This window comes from Variovorax sp. Soil_C_26 (genome assembly GCF_057657075.1).
Window position 1 is genome coordinate 555337 of record NZ_JBDGJC010000004.1, and the last position, 16745, is coordinate 572081.

17 protein-coding genes are annotated in these 16745 nt (G+C 70.0%); 5 read left to right on the forward strand and 12 right to left on the reverse strand.

The genetic code is table 11. The annotated features are described in order from the left end of the window. Positions 1 to 5: 5 nt before the first annotated feature. The 8 genes from AC3A6G_RS15355 to AC3A6G_RS15390 are packed head-to-tail and all read right to left on the reverse strand — an operon-like array spanning position 6 to position 7741. Positions 6 to 908 (reverse strand): SDR family NAD(P)-dependent oxidoreductase, encoded by a 903-nt coding sequence (locus AC3A6G_RS15355; RefSeq protein ID WP_487873954.1) that lies wholly within the window; start codon positions 906 to 908, stop codon positions 6 to 8. Positions 909 to 946: 38 nt separating this feature from the next. Next, the gene (gene kce, locus AC3A6G_RS15360; RefSeq protein WP_487862971.1) at positions 947 to 1888 is read right to left on the reverse strand and encodes a 3,5-dioxohexanoate:acetyl-CoA acetone transferase; all 942 of its coding nucleotides are present in this window, start codon (positions 1886 to 1888) and stop codon (positions 947 to 949) included. Positions 1889 to 1936: 48 nt separating this feature from the next. After that, positions 1937 to 2671, reverse strand: coding sequence for an ABC transporter ATP-binding protein (locus tag AC3A6G_RS15365; protein ID WP_487873955.1), 735 nt, complete (start codon positions 2669 to 2671; stop codon positions 1937 to 1939). After that, positions 2668 to 3426, reverse strand: a complete 759-nt coding sequence (locus AC3A6G_RS15370) for an ABC transporter ATP-binding protein (RefSeq protein ID WP_487873956.1) — start codon at positions 3424 to 3426, stop codon at positions 2668 to 2670. The genes AC3A6G_RS15365 and AC3A6G_RS15370 overlap by 4 nt, the downstream gene beginning before the upstream one ends. After that, complete coding sequence (locus tag AC3A6G_RS15375; RefSeq protein WP_487873957.1) at positions 3423 to 4706, reverse strand: branched-chain amino acid ABC transporter permease; 1284 nt, start codon at positions 4704 to 4706, stop codon at positions 3423 to 3425. Before AC3A6G_RS15375 ends, AC3A6G_RS15370 begins: the two co-directional genes overlap by 4 nt. A 4-nt stretch (positions 4707 to 4710) precedes the next feature. After that, the gene (locus tag AC3A6G_RS15380) at positions 4711 to 5652 is read right to left on the reverse strand and encodes a branched-chain amino acid ABC transporter permease (RefSeq protein ID WP_487873958.1); all 942 of its coding nucleotides are present in this window, start codon (positions 5650 to 5652) and stop codon (positions 4711 to 4713) included. Between the two features lie 5 nt (positions 5653 to 5657). Then, positions 5658 to 6908: a branched-chain amino acid ABC transporter substrate-binding protein gene (locus AC3A6G_RS15385; protein ID WP_487873959.1), complete on the reverse strand. Its 1251-nt coding sequence runs from the start codon at positions 6906 to 6908 to the stop codon at positions 5658 to 5660. Positions 6909 to 6949: 41 nt separating this feature from the next. After that, positions 6950 to 7741, reverse strand: coding sequence for an SDR family oxidoreductase (locus AC3A6G_RS15390; RefSeq protein WP_487873960.1), 792 nt, complete (start codon positions 7739 to 7741; stop codon positions 6950 to 6952). Positions 7742 to 7901: 160 nt separating this feature from the next. Between AC3A6G_RS15390 and AC3A6G_RS15395 the strand changes: the two genes are divergently transcribed. The 4 genes from AC3A6G_RS15395 to AC3A6G_RS15410 all read left to right on the forward strand — a co-directional run bounded on the left by AC3A6G_RS15395 (position 7902) and on the right by AC3A6G_RS15410 (position 11798). Next, the gene (locus AC3A6G_RS15395; RefSeq protein WP_487873961.1) at positions 7902 to 9908 is read left to right on the forward strand and encodes a helix-turn-helix domain-containing protein; all 2007 of its coding nucleotides are present in this window, start codon (positions 7902 to 7904) and stop codon (positions 9906 to 9908) included. A 98-nt stretch (positions 9909 to 10006) separates the two neighbouring features. After that, complete coding sequence (locus tag AC3A6G_RS15400) at positions 10007 to 10468, forward strand: surface-adhesin E family protein (RefSeq protein ID WP_487873962.1); 462 nt, start codon at positions 10007 to 10009, stop codon at positions 10466 to 10468. Between the two features lie 158 nt (positions 10469 to 10626). Next, entirely contained in the window at positions 10627 to 11499 is an 873-nt protein-coding gene (locus AC3A6G_RS15405) for an SDR family oxidoreductase (RefSeq protein ID WP_487862962.1), read from the forward strand. A gap of 92 nt (positions 11500 to 11591) precedes the next feature. After that, the gene (locus AC3A6G_RS15410; RefSeq protein WP_487862961.1) at positions 11592 to 11798 is read left to right on the forward strand and encodes a DUF3606 domain-containing protein; all 207 of its coding nucleotides are present in this window, start codon (positions 11592 to 11594) and stop codon (positions 11796 to 11798) included. Here the strand turns inward: AC3A6G_RS15410 and AC3A6G_RS15415 are convergent. The 4 genes from AC3A6G_RS15415 to AC3A6G_RS15430 all read right to left on the reverse strand — a co-directional run bounded on the left by AC3A6G_RS15415 (position 11787) and on the right by AC3A6G_RS15430 (position 15458). Then, positions 11787 to 12836, reverse strand: coding sequence for an SDR family oxidoreductase (locus AC3A6G_RS15415; RefSeq protein WP_487873963.1), 1050 nt, complete (start codon positions 12834 to 12836; stop codon positions 11787 to 11789). The two genes, AC3A6G_RS15410 and AC3A6G_RS15415, sit on opposite strands and share 12 nt — an antisense overlap. Positions 12837 to 12958: 122 nt before the next feature. Continuing rightward, entirely contained in the window at positions 12959 to 13420 is a 462-nt protein-coding gene (locus tag AC3A6G_RS15420; RefSeq protein WP_487862959.1) for a DUF1810 domain-containing protein, read from the reverse strand. A 9-nt stretch (positions 13421 to 13429) separates the two neighbouring features. Then, positions 13430 to 14626 carry an acyl-CoA dehydrogenase family protein gene (locus tag AC3A6G_RS15425; protein WP_487862958.1) on the reverse strand — a complete coding sequence of 399 codons (1197 nt, stop codon included), beginning with the start codon at positions 14624 to 14626 and terminating at the stop codon, positions 13430 to 13432. A gap of 13 nt (positions 14627 to 14639) precedes the next feature. Further along, positions 14640 to 15458 carry a VOC family protein gene (locus AC3A6G_RS15430; RefSeq protein ID WP_487873964.1) on the reverse strand — a complete coding sequence of 273 codons (819 nt, stop codon included), beginning with the start codon at positions 15456 to 15458 and terminating at the stop codon, positions 14640 to 14642. A gap of 93 nt (positions 15459 to 15551) precedes the next feature. Here AC3A6G_RS15430 and AC3A6G_RS15435 point away from each other — a divergent pair, with 93 nt between their 5' ends. Continuing rightward, positions 15552 to 16736 (forward strand): CaiB/BaiF CoA transferase family protein, encoded by a 1185-nt coding sequence (locus AC3A6G_RS15435; protein ID WP_487873965.1) that lies wholly within the window; start codon positions 15552 to 15554, stop codon positions 16734 to 16736. The last annotated feature ends 9 nt before the right edge of the window (positions 16737 to 16745 follow it).

Below are 16745 nucleotides of genomic sequence, written 5' to 3' on the forward strand. Positions count from 1 at the left end.
CCTGATTAGTGCGGCAGCGGCACCGCGAAGCCAGCCTTGGCCAGCTCGTGCTGGTACTGCTCGAAGCCGGTGCCGGGCACGCGCTCGCCGCGGCGCTCGCAGACTTCGTTCATGCGCGCGACGACCTGCTCGGCCACGCCGGTGGAGCCGTCGACGAAGATGCCTTCGGTCATGGTGACGTGCGCGCTCTCGAAGCTGCCGGCGCCCGCGAGCAGGATGGTTCGCCTGGGCGCGTCGTCGCCCACCAGCGCCACCAGCGCGGGGCTCACATAGGCCGGCTGCAGCCGCGCCAGCGCTTCGGGCGGCAGCACGCCCTCGGTCATGGCGGTGGCGGCGGTGGGCGCGAGACAGTTCACGTGCACGCCGTGGCGCGCGCCCTCGAGCGCGAGCGTCTGCATGAGCCCGACGAGCGCCATCTTGGCCGCGCTGTAGTTCGACTGGCCGAAGTTGCCGTACAGGCCCGAGGACGAGGTCGTCATCACGATGCGGCCATGGCGTTGCGCGCGCATGGTTTCCCACACGGCCTTGGTGCAGTGCACGCTGCCCATCAGGTGCACGTCCATCACCAGCCGGAAATCGTCGAGCGACATCTTCGAGAAGCTGCGGTCGCGCAGCACGCCCGCGTTGTTGACGAGGATGTCGATGCGGCCCCATGCCTCGACGGTGCGCGCGGCCATGGCTTGCATGGCGGCGAAGTCGGTCACGTCGCCGCCGTCGGCCGTGGCGGCGCCGCCGGCGCGTGCGATCTCTTCGACCACGGCCTGCGCGGGCGAGCCCGGGTGGATGCCCGCGACGTCGTTGACCACGACGCGCGCGCCGTGCTGCGCGAGTGCGAGCGCATGCGCGCGGCCCAGGCCGCTGCCGGCCCCGGTGACGATGGCCACGCGGCCGTCCAATAGCTTCTTCATGGATGCTCCTGATCGAGGGGAATGGAAATGAGCCGTCGTCAGAACGCGACCGCGTCGCGCCCCTTGAGGCCGAGCATGGCGCGCGCCTCGTCGGGCGTCGCGATCTCGAGCGAGAGTTCCTCGAGGATGCGGCGGATCTTGCGCACCTGCTCGGCGCACGACCGCGCGAGCTGGCCCTTGGCGATGTAGAGGCTGTCCTCGAGGCCCACGCGCACGTTGCCGCCCATCACCGCGCCCATCGTCAGGAGCGGCATCTGGTGGCGGCCCGCGCCGAGGATCGAGAAGCGGTAGCCGTCGCGGCCGAACAGCCGGTCGGCGGTGCTGCGCATCGTCACCAGGTTCTCTGGGTCGGGGCCGAGCCCGCCGAGGATGCCGTAGATGCTCTGGATGAAGAGCGGCCCCTTGACCAGCCCCTCGTCGACGAAGTGCGCGAGGTTGTAGAGATGGCCCACGTCGTAGCACTCGAACTCGAAGCGGGTGCCGCACTCGTCGCCGAGCACGCGCAGGATGTGCTTGATGTCGCGGAAGGTGTTGCGGAAGATCAGGTCTTCCATGCCCTCGACGTAGGGCTGCTCCCAGTCGTGCTTCCAGGCCGCGACGCGCCGCGCCGCCGGATGGATCGAGAAGTTCATCGACCCCATGTTGAGCGAGCACATCTCGGGCCTGGCCTGCAGCGGGTAGGCCAGGCGCTCCTCGAGCGTCATGCGGGTGCTGCCGCCGGTGGTGATGTTGATCACCGCGTCGGTCGCGGCCTTGATGCGCGGCACGAACTGGTCGAACACCTTCGGGTCGGCCGACGGGCGCCCGTCCCGCGGGTCGCGCGCATGCAGGTGCAGGATCGCAGCGCCTGCCTCGGCGGCTTCGATCGACTGCGCGGCGATCTGGTCGGGCGTGAGCGCCAGGTGCTCGGACATGGTCGGCGTGTGGACCGAGCCCGTGACCGCGCAGGAGATGATGACCTTGTCTTGGGTTCTTGCCATGGGGTGTTGTCGATGAATCTGAGGGAGCGAAGAAGCGGCGTGCGGGCTTCAGACCGCGAGCCAGTCGGCCACGAGCTGCCGGTCCGAGGTCAGCGCCTCGGGCGTGCCCTCGAAGACGATGCGGCCGTGGCCCATGACGCACACGCGCGTCGAGACCTTGAGCGCGATGGCGAGCTTCTGCTCGACCAGCACCACCGACAGGCCCTTGCGGTGCATGTCGGCGATGCACTCGCCCACCTGCGCCACGATCTTGGGCGCGAGACCCTCGGTGGGCTCGTCGATCAGCATCAGCTGCGGATTGCCGAGCAGCGAGCGGCAGATGGTGAGCATCTGCTGCTCGCCGCCCGACATGCTGCCGGCCTTGATGTTGCGCCGTTCCTTGAGCCGCGGGAAGTAGTCGAACATCTGCGTGATGCTCCAGCGGTGCGCGCCGGCCGTGGGCGGCTGCTCGCCCATGCGCAGGTTCTCGTCGACCGTGAGGTTCGCGAACACCTCGCGCTCCTCGGGCACGTAGCCGATGCCCGCGCGGCAGACCGCGTAGGGCCGCGCGCCGGCGAGCTCGCGGTCCGCGAGCCGGACGCTGCCGGACGTTGGCGCGGCCAGGCCCATGATGGCCTTCAGCGTGGTGGAGCGCCCGGTGCCGTTGCGGCCCAGCAGGCTGATCACCTCGTTGCGCGCGACGTGCAGGTCGACACCGTGCAGCACGTGGCTCTTGCCGTAGTGGACGTGCAGGTCGCGCACCGCGAGCAGCGCGTCGGGGACAGGCGCGGAAGGCGTGCTCATGCCGCCACCTCCTCGCCGAGATACGCTTCCTTCACGCGCGCGTCGGCGCGGATCTCGGCCGGCGTACCCGTCGCGATCACCTGGCCGTACACCAGCACGCTGATGCGGTCGGCGAGCGCGAACACCACGTCCATGTCGTGCTCCACGATCATCAGCGCGCGGCCCTTCGTCACCTCGCGGATCAGCTCGGCCGTGTAGTGCGTCTCTTCGCTCGACATGCCGGCCATCGGCTCGTCGAGCAGCACCACCTTGGGGTCGGAGGCCAGCGTCATCGCGATCTCGAGCGAGCGCTGCTCGGAGTAGGCCATCTCGCCCGCGGTCGTCGCGGCGCGGGCAGTGAGCCGCACCAGTTCGAGCAGGCGCTCGGTCTCGGTACGGATCGCGAGGTGGGCGTCGATGAACTGCCAGAAGACGTACTGCAGCCCGTGGCGGCGCATGACCGCGAGGCGGATGTTCTCGTACACGCTGAGCTTCGGAAAGATGTTGGTGATCTGGAACGAGCGCGCAATGCCGAGCCGGTTGATCGTCTGCGGCGTGCGCCCGCCGATCTGCTGGCCGTCGAACACGATCTCGCCGGCGGTCGGCGCGAGGTGGCCCGAGACCAGGTGGAACAGCGTCGACTTTCCCGCGCCGTTGGGGCCGATCAGCGCATGCCGCTCGGCAGGCCACAGGTCAAGGTTGACGCCGCGCATGATCTCGGTCGGGCCGAAGGACTTGCGCAGGTTGCGGATGCTGAGAATCGCGTCGTCGCTCATGCGAGGCCCCCGGTTTGCGCGCCCAGGGCTTGGGACGGCGCCGCGGCGGACTCCGCTTGCGCCAGCGCCCGGAAGCGCAGCCGGGCCATCTGCGCGAGCAGCGCGCCGACGGCGGCCAGGCCGAGCGGCACGGCCCAGGTCGCGGCCGAAGCCGGTGCCCAGGCGCGGCCCAGGTACTGGATCGGCGGCCAACCCTGGCCGGGGTTCAGGTTGGCGAGCGCACGGTAGTCCTGCGAGAACGCGCGCTGCAGCATCTCGATCGAGAAGGTGGCGCCCGCGGCCACCAGCAGCGCCGCGCCGAGCGACAGCAGCGCGAACGGCAGCAGCCGGCCCCATCCGAAGCGCTGGCGCAGGTGTGCGGTGTTGCCGACCAGGCCCGCCAAACCCGAAGGCATGAACAGCATCACCCCCACGAAAAGGATGCCCTGGTAGAGCAGCCACGAGCGCGTGAGGTCCGACACCGCATAGCCGAAGAAGGTCATGAGCGCCGCGCCGAAGGCCGGGCCCAGGAACACCTTGACCCCGCCGATGTAGGTATTGAGCACCACCGCGGCCGACAGCGCGGGGTCGAACACCACGTAGTTCGCCGATTCGTTGGACAGCACCTGCAGGCCGCCGGCGATGCCTGAGAACATCGCCGAGATCGCGAACACCCCGGTGCCCAGGCCGTGCACGTTGTAGCCGAGGAAGCGCAGCCGGTGGCTGTTCTCGCGCAGCCCGTAGGTGAGCCGGCCGAGCGGCGTGCGCGTGTAGAGGTAGATCAGCGCGAGCGACAGCAGCACCCAGCCGAGCGTCAGGTAGTAGACCTGCGTCGTCGAGCCGAAGTCCAGGCCCCAGGCCGGCATGCGCATGGTCGACATGCCGGCCTCGCCGCCGAACAGCCCCTTGAGGTGCGGCGCGAGCGAATGCACCAACTCGGCGATGGCGAGCGTAATCATCGCGAAGTAGGTGCCGCTGCGCTGGGTGGCGAACCAGCCGGCCACGGTGCCGAAGGCGAGCCCGCAGACCGCGCCGGCCAGAGGCATCAGTGGGGTCGGCAGCAGCCCGGCGCCGCCGATCCCGTTCATCGCGTGCACCGTGCCGAACGCGCCGACCCCGAAATAGGCCGCGTGGCCGAACGACAGCATGCCGGCCTGTCCGCACAGCAGGTTGTAGGCGCTCGCGAACAGCGCGGCGATCAGCATCTGCACGGCCGCGTTGAGCAGGCCCTGCGAGAGCAGGAATGGCAGGGCGGCCAGCAGCGCGACACCGGCCGCGACGAGGGCGAAGGCGGTCTTCATCGCATCAGCCCTTCTCGCCCATGAGCCCGCTCGGGCGGACCAGCAGGATCAGCAGCATTAGCGCGAACGGAATCGTGGCCGACAGACTCGAGAGCTTGAGCGTCATCAGCCCGCCGACGCCCCGCGCCCAGTCGCCCGCGCCCGACAGCGCGAACAGGTCGGCCAGGCTGTAGTCCACGCCCACGGCCAGCGAGGTGACCACCCCGATCAGCAGCGACGCCAGCATGGCGCCGCCGAGCGAGCCCAGGCCGCCGACCACCACCACCACGAACACCATCACGCCGAGTTCGAGCGCCATGTTGGGGTTGGTAGTGTAGAAGGCGCCGGCCACCGCGCCCGCCAGGCCGGCGAGCCCGGCGCCCACGGCGAACACGCCCATGAAGACCAGCGGCACGTTGTGGCCCAGCGCCTCGGCCATGCGCGGCTTGTGGATCGCCGAGCGCACCACGATGCCGACGCGCGTGCGCGTCAGCAGCAGGTAGATCGCGGCGAACATCGCGATGGCCACGCCGCCCATCAGCAGCCGGTAGGCCGGGTACTGCGCGCCGCCGATGCTGAAGGCCGGCACGTCGAGCGCAGCCGGGATGCGGTAGTCGACCGGGAAGTTGCCGAAGAACAGCTTGATCGTCTCGGCAATGATGAACGACAGGCCGAAGGTCAGCAGCAGCTCGTGCGCGTGGCCGTGGTGGTGCACGCGGCGCAGAAAGAAGCGCTCGACCACCACGCCGATCAGGCCGACCAGGATCGGCGAGGCGACCACCGCGGCCCAGAAGCCGATGGTGCCCTGCAGCGTGTACGCGAAGTAGGCGCCGAGCATGTAGAACGATGCATGCGCGAAGTTCAGCACGCCCATCATCCCGAAGATGAGCGTGAGGCCGGCGGACACCATGAACAGCAGCAGCCCGTAGACCACGCCGTTCATGAGGGAGACGATGAGCTGGTCCATGGGCCTCAGGCGGGACGCTTCATCGCGCAGCTGGACTGTGCGGGCGTCGAGGCTTCCTCGGCCGTGAAGCGCTTGACCGGCTTGAAGCCCATATGGGTGCCGTCCACCTTGTAGCGCGCGTCCTTGGCCACGGTCGACACCACGATCGGCAGCAGTGCCTGGTGGTCGGCGGCGCGCATGCGCATCTCGCCCATCGGGGTCATGACCTTCGCCGTCTCGATCGCGCGCGCCAGCGCATTCACATTCAGCGCGCCGTTCTCGGGTTTTGTGCGCTTGAGCGCGTCGGCCACCATGGCCATGCCGAACACGGTCTGCGGCTCGACGAAGGCGGGCGCATGGCCGGTCTTGGCGTTGTAGTCGGCAACGAAGCGCTCACCCTCGGCGCCACCGGCCTCGGCGTTGAAGGTGTGCGCGACGAAATGGCCCGCCGCGAGTTCGCCCGCGTTGGCGATGTTGCCCGGCTGGTCGAGGAAGACGGTGCCGAAGCGCACCTTCAGGCCCGCCGACTTCGAGGCCTTCATCAGCAGCAGCAGGTCGTTGGACCAGTTGCCGGTGATGACCGAGTCGGCCTTCGAGCCGCTGATCTTGGCGACATAGGGCGCGAAGTCCTGCACCTTGTTGACGTCGTGCAGTGTCTTCTCGACCACCTGGTAACCGCCGGCCGCCGCGTTGTCGACGATGGCGCGCTCCATGTCCTGGCCCCAGGAATAGTTCTGGTTGATCGAGTACACGCGGGTGCCGAGCGCGTTGGCCTGCTTCATCGCTGCGACCAGCGCCTTGGTGCGGATCTGCGCGTCGCCGCTGAAGCGGAAGTGGTGGAAGTTGCACTTCTCGCCGGTGAGCTCGAGCGCCTCGGCACCGACGTTGATGTAGATGATCTCCTTGCCCGGATTGCGCAGGTTGTGCTTGCGCACGTCCTCGGTGATCTGCCCGCCGATGGCCGACGAGGCGCCCTGCACGATCAAGTGCACGCCGTCGGCGGCCGCGGCCTTGAGCTTGTCGGCGGCGCCCGCGGGGCCGCCCTGGTTGTCGTACTCGAGCAGCTGCACCGGCTCGCCGTTCCAGCCACCGGCCGCATTGATCTGGTCGATGGCGAAGCGCACGGCCGTGCGGTAGGCCTGGCCCGACGAGGCCTGCGGGCCTGACAGCGTTTCGAGCACGCCGACCTTGACGGGCGCGGCCGATGCGGCGCCGAAGGCGAAGAAGCCGAGCGCGCAGGCGACGCCGGACTTGAGGGTTGCTTTGAGTTTGTGCATTGATGTCTCCATGCTTGTTGGTAAGTGAAGGAAGGCGGGGCTCAGAGGTACTCCATGTTCCCGTCGACGCTGATGGCCTGGCCGCTGAGGTTGCGTGCCGCGGGCGAGCAGAGGAAGAGCGCCATCGCGGCCACGTCGTCGGCCGTGACCATGCGGCGCAGCGAGATCTTCTGCAGATACTCCGCTCGCATCGCCTCCACGGAGACGCCGGCGTTGGCGGCGCGCGCGCCTATCACGCTGTTCATGCGGTCGCCTTCGACGGTGCCCGGAAGGATCGCGTTGACCCGCACCCCGTGGGGCCCGAGCTCGATCGCGAGCGACTTCATGAGACCGACGATGGCCCACTTGGTGGCTGCATACGGCGTGCGGAATGCATAGCCGAGCCGGCCCGCGACCGAGCTCATCGCGATCAGGCTCGGGTTCATCGTGGAGCGCTTGAGCAGCGGCACGGCCCGGTTCGCGAAGTAGAACTGGCTGTTCAGGTTGACCGCGACCGTGCGCTCCCAGTCGCCGCGCTGCAGTTCGTGGATCGGACCTGTGGGCCCCGCGATGCCGACGTTGTTGACCAGCACGTCGAGCCCGCCGAGCGCACCCTGCACGTCGTCGAAGACGCGGTCGACGTCGCCGGCTACCGAGGCATCGGCCATGCTCGCGGTGATCTCGGGTGCCTCGTGCGCGAGCCGGTCGAGCGCCGAGCGGTCGATGTCGCAGACGTGCACGCGCGCCCCCGTCTCGCGAAAGGCCAGGGCCACGGCCGCGCCGAGGCCCGATGCGCCAGCGCTGACCAGCACGCGCAGGCCGGGCGGCGGGCGCAGTGAATCGATGATGCTCATGGTTCCTGGGGTGTCTGTCCGATGCCCTGCAGTGTCGGAAAACGCAGCGCGCGCGCCTATGTGCGGCGCGCACACTGCCGGCCACGTCGCGATGTGATCACCCGCCTGGGGCTCGGACCCATGGGCATGGCGGCGCGCTTCTGCTAGCCTTCGCGGCCCTATGTCACTCCCCCCTTCCGAACGGCCGCGCAGCGTGGCGCCGAGCCCTGCCGCTGCATCGCTGGCGGCCGACGAGATCGCCGCCGAGCTCGTCAGCCTGCTGCACCGGAATGCGCCGGCCGAGGAGTTCGCGGCGCGGCTCGCACGCGTCGAGGCGCTGCCCGACGCGCTGCAGCGCAAGACCGGCCTGGTGGAACTGGTGCGCATGGCGATGGCGCTGCGCAACCGGCTCGAGGTGCACGAGCACCGCGAACGCGGCATGCTCGCGGTCATCGAGTCGGCGCAGGACCTGTCGAGCCGCCTCGACCTCGCGGGACTGCTCAAGGCGATCGTCGTGCGCGCGCGCAACCTCATGGGGTCGCACCTGTGCTGGCTCACGATCTACGACAACGACAGCGGCGAATTCCAGGTGGTGGTGGCCGACGGCGCGATCTCGCAGCGCACCGGCCGGATGACCGCGGGCCGGAGCCTCGGCGTCGCGGGCGTGGTGATGTCCACGCGGCTGCCGTTCTTCACGCCCGACTACCTGCACGACAACCGCTTCGTGCACGACCCGAAGCTCGACGACACCTTCCGCGACGAGGGCGTGGCCGCGCTCGTGGGCGCGCCGCTGATCTGCGACGACAACGTGATCGGGCTGCTCTTCGTGGCCGACCGCTACCACCGCACGCACACCGCGCTCAACGTGTCGATCCTGTGCACGCTCGCCACGCATGCGGCGGTCGCGATCAACAATGCCAAGGCCTTCGCCGCGTCGAAGGAAGCGCTCGAGAAGGCCGACCTCGCGCGCAGCGAGCTGGAGCGGCATGTGCGCGACGTGCAGGGCGCCGCCGAGGCGCACGAGCAGCTGACCTCGCTGCTGGCGCAGGGCGCGTCGCTCGGTGCGTTGTGCCAGTCGGTAGCGCAGCTGCTCGACGGCAGCGTGCTGGTACTCGACGAGGCCTTCCAGGTCATCGGCCGCGGGCGTGCGGCCGGTTATGCGGGCCGTGCAGCCGACGACTACGCGCCGCACGATGCGCACAGCGCGGCGCTTGCGAAGGCGCTGCGCGAGAGCCGCCGCGCGGGCCGCTCGGCCGTGGCATTTTCAGCAGGCGGCGAGCTGTGCCGCGTGATCGCGGTGCTCGGCGGCGACGACGTGCTGGGCGCCGTGCTGCTGTTCCGACACGAGGACCTGCGCGAGGTGTCGCTGCGGACCTTCGAGCGCAGCTCGAGCGTCATCGGCATCGTGCTGCTCTCGCAGGAACGCGTCGAGGCTGGCAAGAGCCGAGAGGTATCGGCGCTGCTGCGCACGCTGGTCTCGCCGCGGCAGGACGAGCCGGCCGTGACGCGCGACCGCGCCGAACGCTTCGACCTCGATTTGTCCCAGCCGGTGTCGCTGTTGCTCGTGGAGATGGCCGAACCGCGGCCGGGCTTCTGGGCCCGCCGCCTGCGTGCGGGCACGCAGCGCTTCGCGCATGTGCTCGACGAGGTCGACGGCGTGCTGGCGCTCGTGTGCGGTGCGACGCGGGCGCAGGACGTGCTCGCCGAAGTCACTGCGTTCGCGCGCGGCGAGCTCGGCGACGCCTACCGCGGCGTGCTCTCGCGGCCGGTGCGGTCGCCGGCCGAGCTGCCCGCGCTCTACGCGGCGCTGCGGCGCGCTCTGGCGGTGCTCGGGCGCCTCGGCATGCGCGGCAGCATCGTCGGGCAGAACGAGATGGCGCTCTACTCTGTGCTGTTCGAGACGCACGACCAGGCGAGCCTCAGTGCCTTTCTCGATGCGACCATCGGTGCGGTGATGACGCACGACCGCAAGCGCGGCTCGGAGCTGACTGCGACGCTGCTGGCCTACTTCGATTGCAACCAGAACGCCAAGTCCACCGCGGCGCGCATGGCCATCCACGTCAACACCGTGCGCCAGCGGCTCGCGACGATCGAGGAGCTGTTGGGGCACTGGGGCAGCGCGAGCCGCGCGCTCGAGATCCACATGGCGCTGCGGCTGTGGAGCATCGGGACCTCCGGCGAGGCCTGAAACCGCCGGTCGCGGCTTTTCGCTAAAGTCGGGCGGGGAACCGGATGGCGCGGACACGGGGTCTGCGGCCGCCGGAGTGACGGGACGAGGAGAGCAGCGTGAGGCAGTGGCGTCTGGCGGGAAGTCTGGCAAGGCTGGCGGGTCTTGCGAGTCTGGCAACGGGTTGCGGCCTGGCCGCGGCCGAGCCGGCATGGTTCACCGTCGCGGGCGATCCGCTCGACCGGTCCGCCGACACGGTGCAGGTCGATCTGAGCGGTGTGAAGCAGGGCGCCGCACGCTCCGAGGGCGGCATCGAGCTCGCCGTGCGGGTGAGCCGCTCGGCTCCGCGCTACAACTGGGACGGCATTCCCTATCGCTCCTACGAATCGCGCGTGGTGTTCGATTGCGGTGCGAAGAGCGCGGCTTACTTGCAGGCGCGCTACTACGCCGAGCCGCTGTGGCGGGGTGCTTCCCACCACGAAGCCGACTACGCGGAATCGCCGCGACCCATGCGTTTCGCCGGGATGTCGCCGAATCCGACGGCGCGCCTCGTGCGCGCGGCATGCCGCACGGGGCCTTGAAGGGGGCGGTTTCCGGGCATCGCGGGCGCGGGGTTCAGCGCCAGACGACGCGGCCATGCGCCCGGCGCCTACGCACCGGTCGAAGCGCGGCGCCAACCTGAGGGACCGGCCGGCGCCATGCCGTGCCTCTTTCTCTCTCTTGCCCAGGAGCCTCACCCATGACCCACCCCAAGGACGCAGGTCCGAAGCCACCCCTTCCCACGCCCGCGCAGCAGCCGCCGGGCCTCGAATCCGCCATGACGCCGGCGCCGGATTTCGGCGAGGACTCGTACGTCGGTTCGGGCAAGCTCGCGGGTAAGGCGGCACTCGTGACCGGCGGCGACAGCGGCATCGGCCGAGCGGTCGCGCTGGCCTTCGCCCGCGAAGGCGCCGACGTGGCGATCTCCTACCTGCCCGAGGAAGAGTCGGATGCGCAGGTCACCGTGCGCGTCGTGGAGGCCGCCGGCCGGCGCTGCCTGGCCCTGCCGGGCGACATCCGCGACGAGGCGCACTGCCGGCACCTGGTGCAGCAGACGGTCGAACGCCTTGGCGGGCTCGACGTGCTGGTCAACAACGCGGCCTTCCAGATGTCGCACGCATCCCTCGACGAGATATCGGCCGAGGAGTTCGAGCGCACCTTCCGCACCAACGTCTATGCGAACTTTTTCCTTTGCAAGGCCGCGGTGCCGCACATGAAACCCGGCAGCGCGATCATCAGCACCGCCTCGGTCAACGCCGACAAGCCGAACGCGACCCTCGTGGCCTACGCGGCGACCAAGGGCGCGATCCAGAACATGTCGGGCGGCATGGCCCAACTGCTGGCAGACAAGGGCATCCGGGTGAACTGCGTCGCGCCCGGTCCGTTCTGGACGCCGCTGATCCCCTCGACGATGCCGCCCGAGAAGGTGAAGGAATTCGGTTCGCAGACGCCGATGAAGCGGCCCGGCCAGCCGCGCGAGCTGCAGGCCGTCTATGTGCTGCTGGCGTCCGATGAGGGCAGCTACATCTCGGGCGCGACGATCCCGGTCACGGGCGGGGTGCCGTTCATCTGAAACGGGCCGCGTCGCGCAGGTCTCCGCTATTCCTACGGCGCACCACGCCGCAGGCCGACGCGGCGTGCCTGTGGCGCCCTTAGCCTGGAGCCATGAACCCGCAAGACACGACCACTCCCCAGACCGTCAACGCCGATGACAGCGCGGCCATCGAGGCATTGGCGAAGAAGCTCGACGCCACGCCCGAGCAGGTGCAAGAGGCGATCGGCGTCGTCGGCACCAAGGCCTCCGACATCGAGCTGCACCTCAAGGGCTCGCGCAGCACCACCAACGCCGAGCGCACCGCCTCAAAGAGCTGAGGGCCGCCGCGCGTTGCGCCGGCGGCGCCCCGAGCGGACCGCGACGGCCAGCAGCACCAGTGTTGCGCCGGCGAGGCCGAGTGTCGTCGCCTTGGTCGCCGGCTTCGATGCGGCGCGGAAGCCGCCGTCGATCGCATGCCCGCGCGAGGCATCGAACAGGTTGCCGTCGCTCGGCGCCACGGGCTGCGCGCGCCGCTGCAGCGTTTGCGTGAGCCAGCGCATCGAGCGCGCCAGCAGGTCGGGCGCGAGCGCGTGCGCCAGGATGCCCAGGCGCGCCGGCGCGCCGATGTAGGTGCGCCGACGCGGCCGCGTGGCGCCGGCCAGTTCGACCAGCGCGTCGGCCACGCGGCGCGGATCGACCATCGGCGGCGGCGGCCCCACACTGCGGCCGGTGTAGTTGGCGCCATGGGCCATGCCGGGGCTGTCGACGAAGGTGGGGAACACCTCGCAGACATGCACCTGCGGCATGTCGCGCAGCTCGGCGCGCAGCGCTTCCGAGAACCCGCGCAGCCCGAACTTGCTGGCGCTGTACGCGGTGGCGAACGGCGCCGACACCCAGCCGCCGATCGAGATCATGTTGATGAGCGTGCCGCCGCGGCGCGCCCGGAAGTGCGGCACGATCGCGTGCGCGCCGTGGATGTGGCCGAGCAGGTTGGTCTCGATCACGCGCCGATGGGCGTCCATCGGCGTGTCCTCGAACCGGCCCACCGCGCCGACGCCTACGTTGTTGATCCACACGTCGACGCGGCCGAAGCGCAGGATCGCGGTGCGCGCGAGTTCCGCCACGGCCGTGGCATCGGTTACGTCGGTGGGCACCGCCACCGCGGGCGCGCCGAGCGCCACGCAGGCATCGGCCACGGACTGCAGCGCGCCCGATGCGCGCGCCGCGAGCACCAGCGAGGCGCCCTGGGCGGCGAACGCGAGCGCGGCCGCATGACCGATCCCGCTGGAGGCACCGGTAAGGACGATGGTCTTGCCGCGCAGCGGCGCGGCGGGATGGCGGGTGGGTTCGGCAGACGTGGGGTTATCGGCTGACATGGGCGAGGTCTCCTACAATGGCCGGCAAGGCTCGACGCCGGCCTGATCCGGCATGCTCGGCGCTGCGCCGGCGGCCGCTTGCACGCCGGCCGCCCGAGTGCGGGTCGGACAAGGGCGAAGGGCTACGCCGCGGGCGGCTGAAGCCGCGCCGCATCGTCTCGCCCGAGAAGTTCTAGCGTGGCCGGGTCCCGCACGTCCTCGTAGAAGCGCGAGAGCACATCGCGGAACACCGGCTCGCCGGGTGCGACCGCCTCGAACAGCGTCATGCACGAACGCAGCTTCAGATCGTCGGGCGAACCGAAGACCGCGTGCGCGCTCCGGCCCTCGATGGCGAGCACCATCTGCGCGCACTGCCGCAGGCTCTGCGAGAGCAGCGGGTGCGCCCAGTAGGCGGCGGCCTCGTCCGCATCTTCGAGCCCGAAGAACCTGGCGGTGGCGCTGCGGCCGAGGGCGCGCAGTTGCGGAAAGACGAACCACATCCAATGGCTCTGTTTGCGCCCCGCGGCGAGCTCGGCGCAAACCTGCGCCCAGACGGGCGCCTGCGCCGCCACGAAGCGTTCGAGGTCCCAGGTGCCCGATGCCATGGCGCCAGCTTACAACCCCAGCTCCCGTTTGGCGATGATGTTGCGCTGGATCTCGTTGCTGCCGCCGTAGATCGACATCGCACGGCGCCAGAAGTAGTTGGGCGCCGCGCCATGCAGGCTCGCACCGAGGCCGTCGAGATCGCCGTCGCCGCGGGCCTCGGCCGCATCGAGCACCTGGCTCTCGGGGCCGGCCGCCTCGAAGACCAGCTCGGTGATGCGCTGGCCGATTTCGGTGCCGCGGATCTTGAGCGCCGATGCCAGACCCGCCCCGGGCGAGCTGCCGCTGCCCATGCTCGACAGCGCACGCAGCGTGGTCATCTCGAGCGCCTTCAGCTGTGCCTCGGTGGCCGAGACCTTGGCGCGGAACACCGGGTCTTCGATGAGCGGCCGGCCGCGGTGCAGGGTGGCCGAAGCGATGCGGTGCAGCCGGCGCATCGCGAAGGTGGAGAAGCCGATGTTGGAGTTTTCGACGCGCTCGTGCTCGAGCAGGAACTTGGCGTACGTCCAGCCCTGGCCCTCCTCGCCGACGAGGTTGGCCTTGGGCACCTTCACGTCGGTGAGGAATACGGCGTTGAACGAATGCGTCCCTTCGAGCATGGGGATCGGCTGCACCACGATGCCGGGCGTCTTCATGTCGATCAGCAGGAACGAGATGCCGTGCTGCGCCTTCGCCTCGCGGCGGGTGCGCACCAGGCAGAACATCCAGTCGGCATAGTGCGCGTACGAGGTCCAGATCTTCTGGCCGTTGACGAGGTAGTGGTCGCCACGGTCCTCGGCGCGGGCGGCGAGCGAGGCGAGGTCCGAGCCCGAGGCCGGCTCCGAATAGCCCTGGCACCACCACACGGTGGAATCGCGGATGCCTGGCAGGTGCTGCGCCTTCTGCGCCTCGCTGCCGAAATTGAAGATCACCGGCCCGACCATGCGCGGGCCGAAGGGCTGGATCGTCGGGCAGTCGAGCTCGGCGCTGATGGTCTCGAAGATGTAGCGCTGCGTCGCGCTCCAGCCGGGGCCGCCCTGCGTCACGGGCCAGGTGTACGCATGCCAGCCGCGGCGCCCGAGGATCTGCTGCCAGCGCATGAAGTCCTCGCGCTGCAGGTGCAGGTCGTGCGCCACGCGGCGCGCGATGTCCTGCGGCAGGTTGTCCTTGATGAAGGCACGCACCTCGTCGGCGAAGGCGCGTTCCGCGGGGGTGAAGGCGAGGTCCATCGTGTGTCTCCTCTCAGTCCATGTTGATCGGGCGCAGGATGAAGTGCACACCGCCGACATGCACGCCCTGCGCATCGGCACGCAGTCCGCGCGCGCGGGCCGCGGCTCGGATCGCGTCGGGGTCGCGCGCGTCCACCACGATGCCGCGCAGGCCCTCGCCGCGGCCGTCGTCGGCGCGCACGAAATGCAGCGTCGCGTTGTCCACACCGACCTCCCATCCCGCCGCCTCGTCGGCGCTGCGCGTGGCGGGCCGCGCGAGGATGCGCCCCCAGCGTTCGGCAAGTGCGGCGGGGTCGTCGGACTGCAGCACCGCGCCCGAGATGCCGACCACGCGAGTGCGCTGCACCGCCTCGCGCCAGTGCGGCCCCGCCGGCCAGTAGGCGCCCTGCAGGTCGGCGCCGTTCAACGTGGTGTTGATCTCGAGCAGCGCACCGCCGGTGTCGCGCGGATGCAGCTGCATGCCCTCGTAGTCGCCGAGCGCGAGCGGCGCGGCGATGCGCACGCCGACCTCGGCCACGTGCGCCCGCCAGCGCGGCAGGGCGTCGCTGTCGAGAATGACCATGTAGCCGCCGTCGCCGCGGCGCCGCTCCAGGTAGCGCCCGGCCGTGGTGGCTTCGGCGAGCGGCGCCACCACCTCGACGAAGCTGCTGCCGAACGGCATGAGCGCGTTGTGCAGGCCGAACTGGCCGACCTCCGGGTCGCGATGGCACACGCGCACATCGAACACCGCGCAAAGGTCTTCTTCGACGGCGGCCAGCTCGCGCGCCACCAGGCAGAGCTGGCGCAGGCGCAAGTAGCGTTCGGGTGGCGGTGCGGGCGGGGTGTTCGTCATCGAGGCTTGTCTCCTTTTTGCTCCGGATGCCCGGAATGCCATAGTTGTGAATATGATATAACAAATACAAAATCAACGGAGACAAGGCCACCCATGACATCGCTTGCCGGACTGCGCGTGCTCGACCTCTCGCGCTTCATCGCGGGACCTTACTGCGCCATGATGCTCGGCGACATGGGCGCCGAGGTGGTCAAGATCGAGCCGCCCGGCGAAGGCGAATATGCGCGCCGCGCGCTGCCGGCGGTGGAAGGCCAGAGCCTCTACAGCTTCGTGGTCAACCGCAACAAGAAGAGCCTCGCGATCGACCTGCGCCATGTCGACGGCCAGCGCGTGCTGCACGCGCTGGTGGCCGAAGCCGACGTGCTGGTCGAGAATTTCCGCCCCGGCACGATGGAGCGCATGGGCCTGGGTTGGGAGGCGGTGCACGCGCTCAACCCGCGGCTCGTCATGGCGCGGATCTCGGGCTTCGGGCAGGACGGGCCGCTGGCGGACAAGCAGTGCTTCGACGGCGTGGCGCAGGCGATGAGCGGCCTCATGGACCTGACGGGTGCCGCCGACGGACCGCCCACCATGCTCGGCTCGTTCATGTGCGACTACACCACCGGCATGTACGCGGCGCTCGGCATCCTCGCGGCGCTCAACGCGCGGCATGCCTCGGGCAAGGGCCAACTGGTGGACGTGTCGCTGCTCGAGAGCGCGGCCTCGATGCTCATGACCGCCATTCCGCAGCAGAAGCTCTTCGGCACCACGATGACGCGCGTGGGCAACCGCGACCGCTTCGTGGCGCCGTCGAACACCTTCGCCACCCGTGACGGCCGCTACGTGCTGATGGTCGGCGGCGACGACAACATGTTCCCGCGCGTGGTGCGGGCCATGAAGGCGCCCGCGCTGCTGGACGACCCGCGCTTTGCCTCGATGGCCTCGCGCCTCGAGCACCGCGGCGCGGTCGAGGGCCTGGTCGCCGAATGGATGCTGCAGCATGCGGCCGACGAGATCGTGGCGCGGCTCGAGGCCGAGGGCGTGCCGTGCGCCAAGGTCGCGACCATCGACGAGGTGGTCGACAACCCGCAGCTGCGCCATCGCGGCGCGATCGCCGAGATTCCGTTCGGCGCCACCTCGGTGCCGGTGCAGGGCGTGACCATCCATCTCTCGGACACGCCGCTCGCCATTCGCAGCGCGATGCCCGCGGTGGGCGCGCATGGCGACGAGGTGCTGCGCGAATGGCTCGGCTGGGGCGAAGAGCGCGTGCGCGCGCTGCATGCCGGCGGCGCGCTCTGAGATCCATCA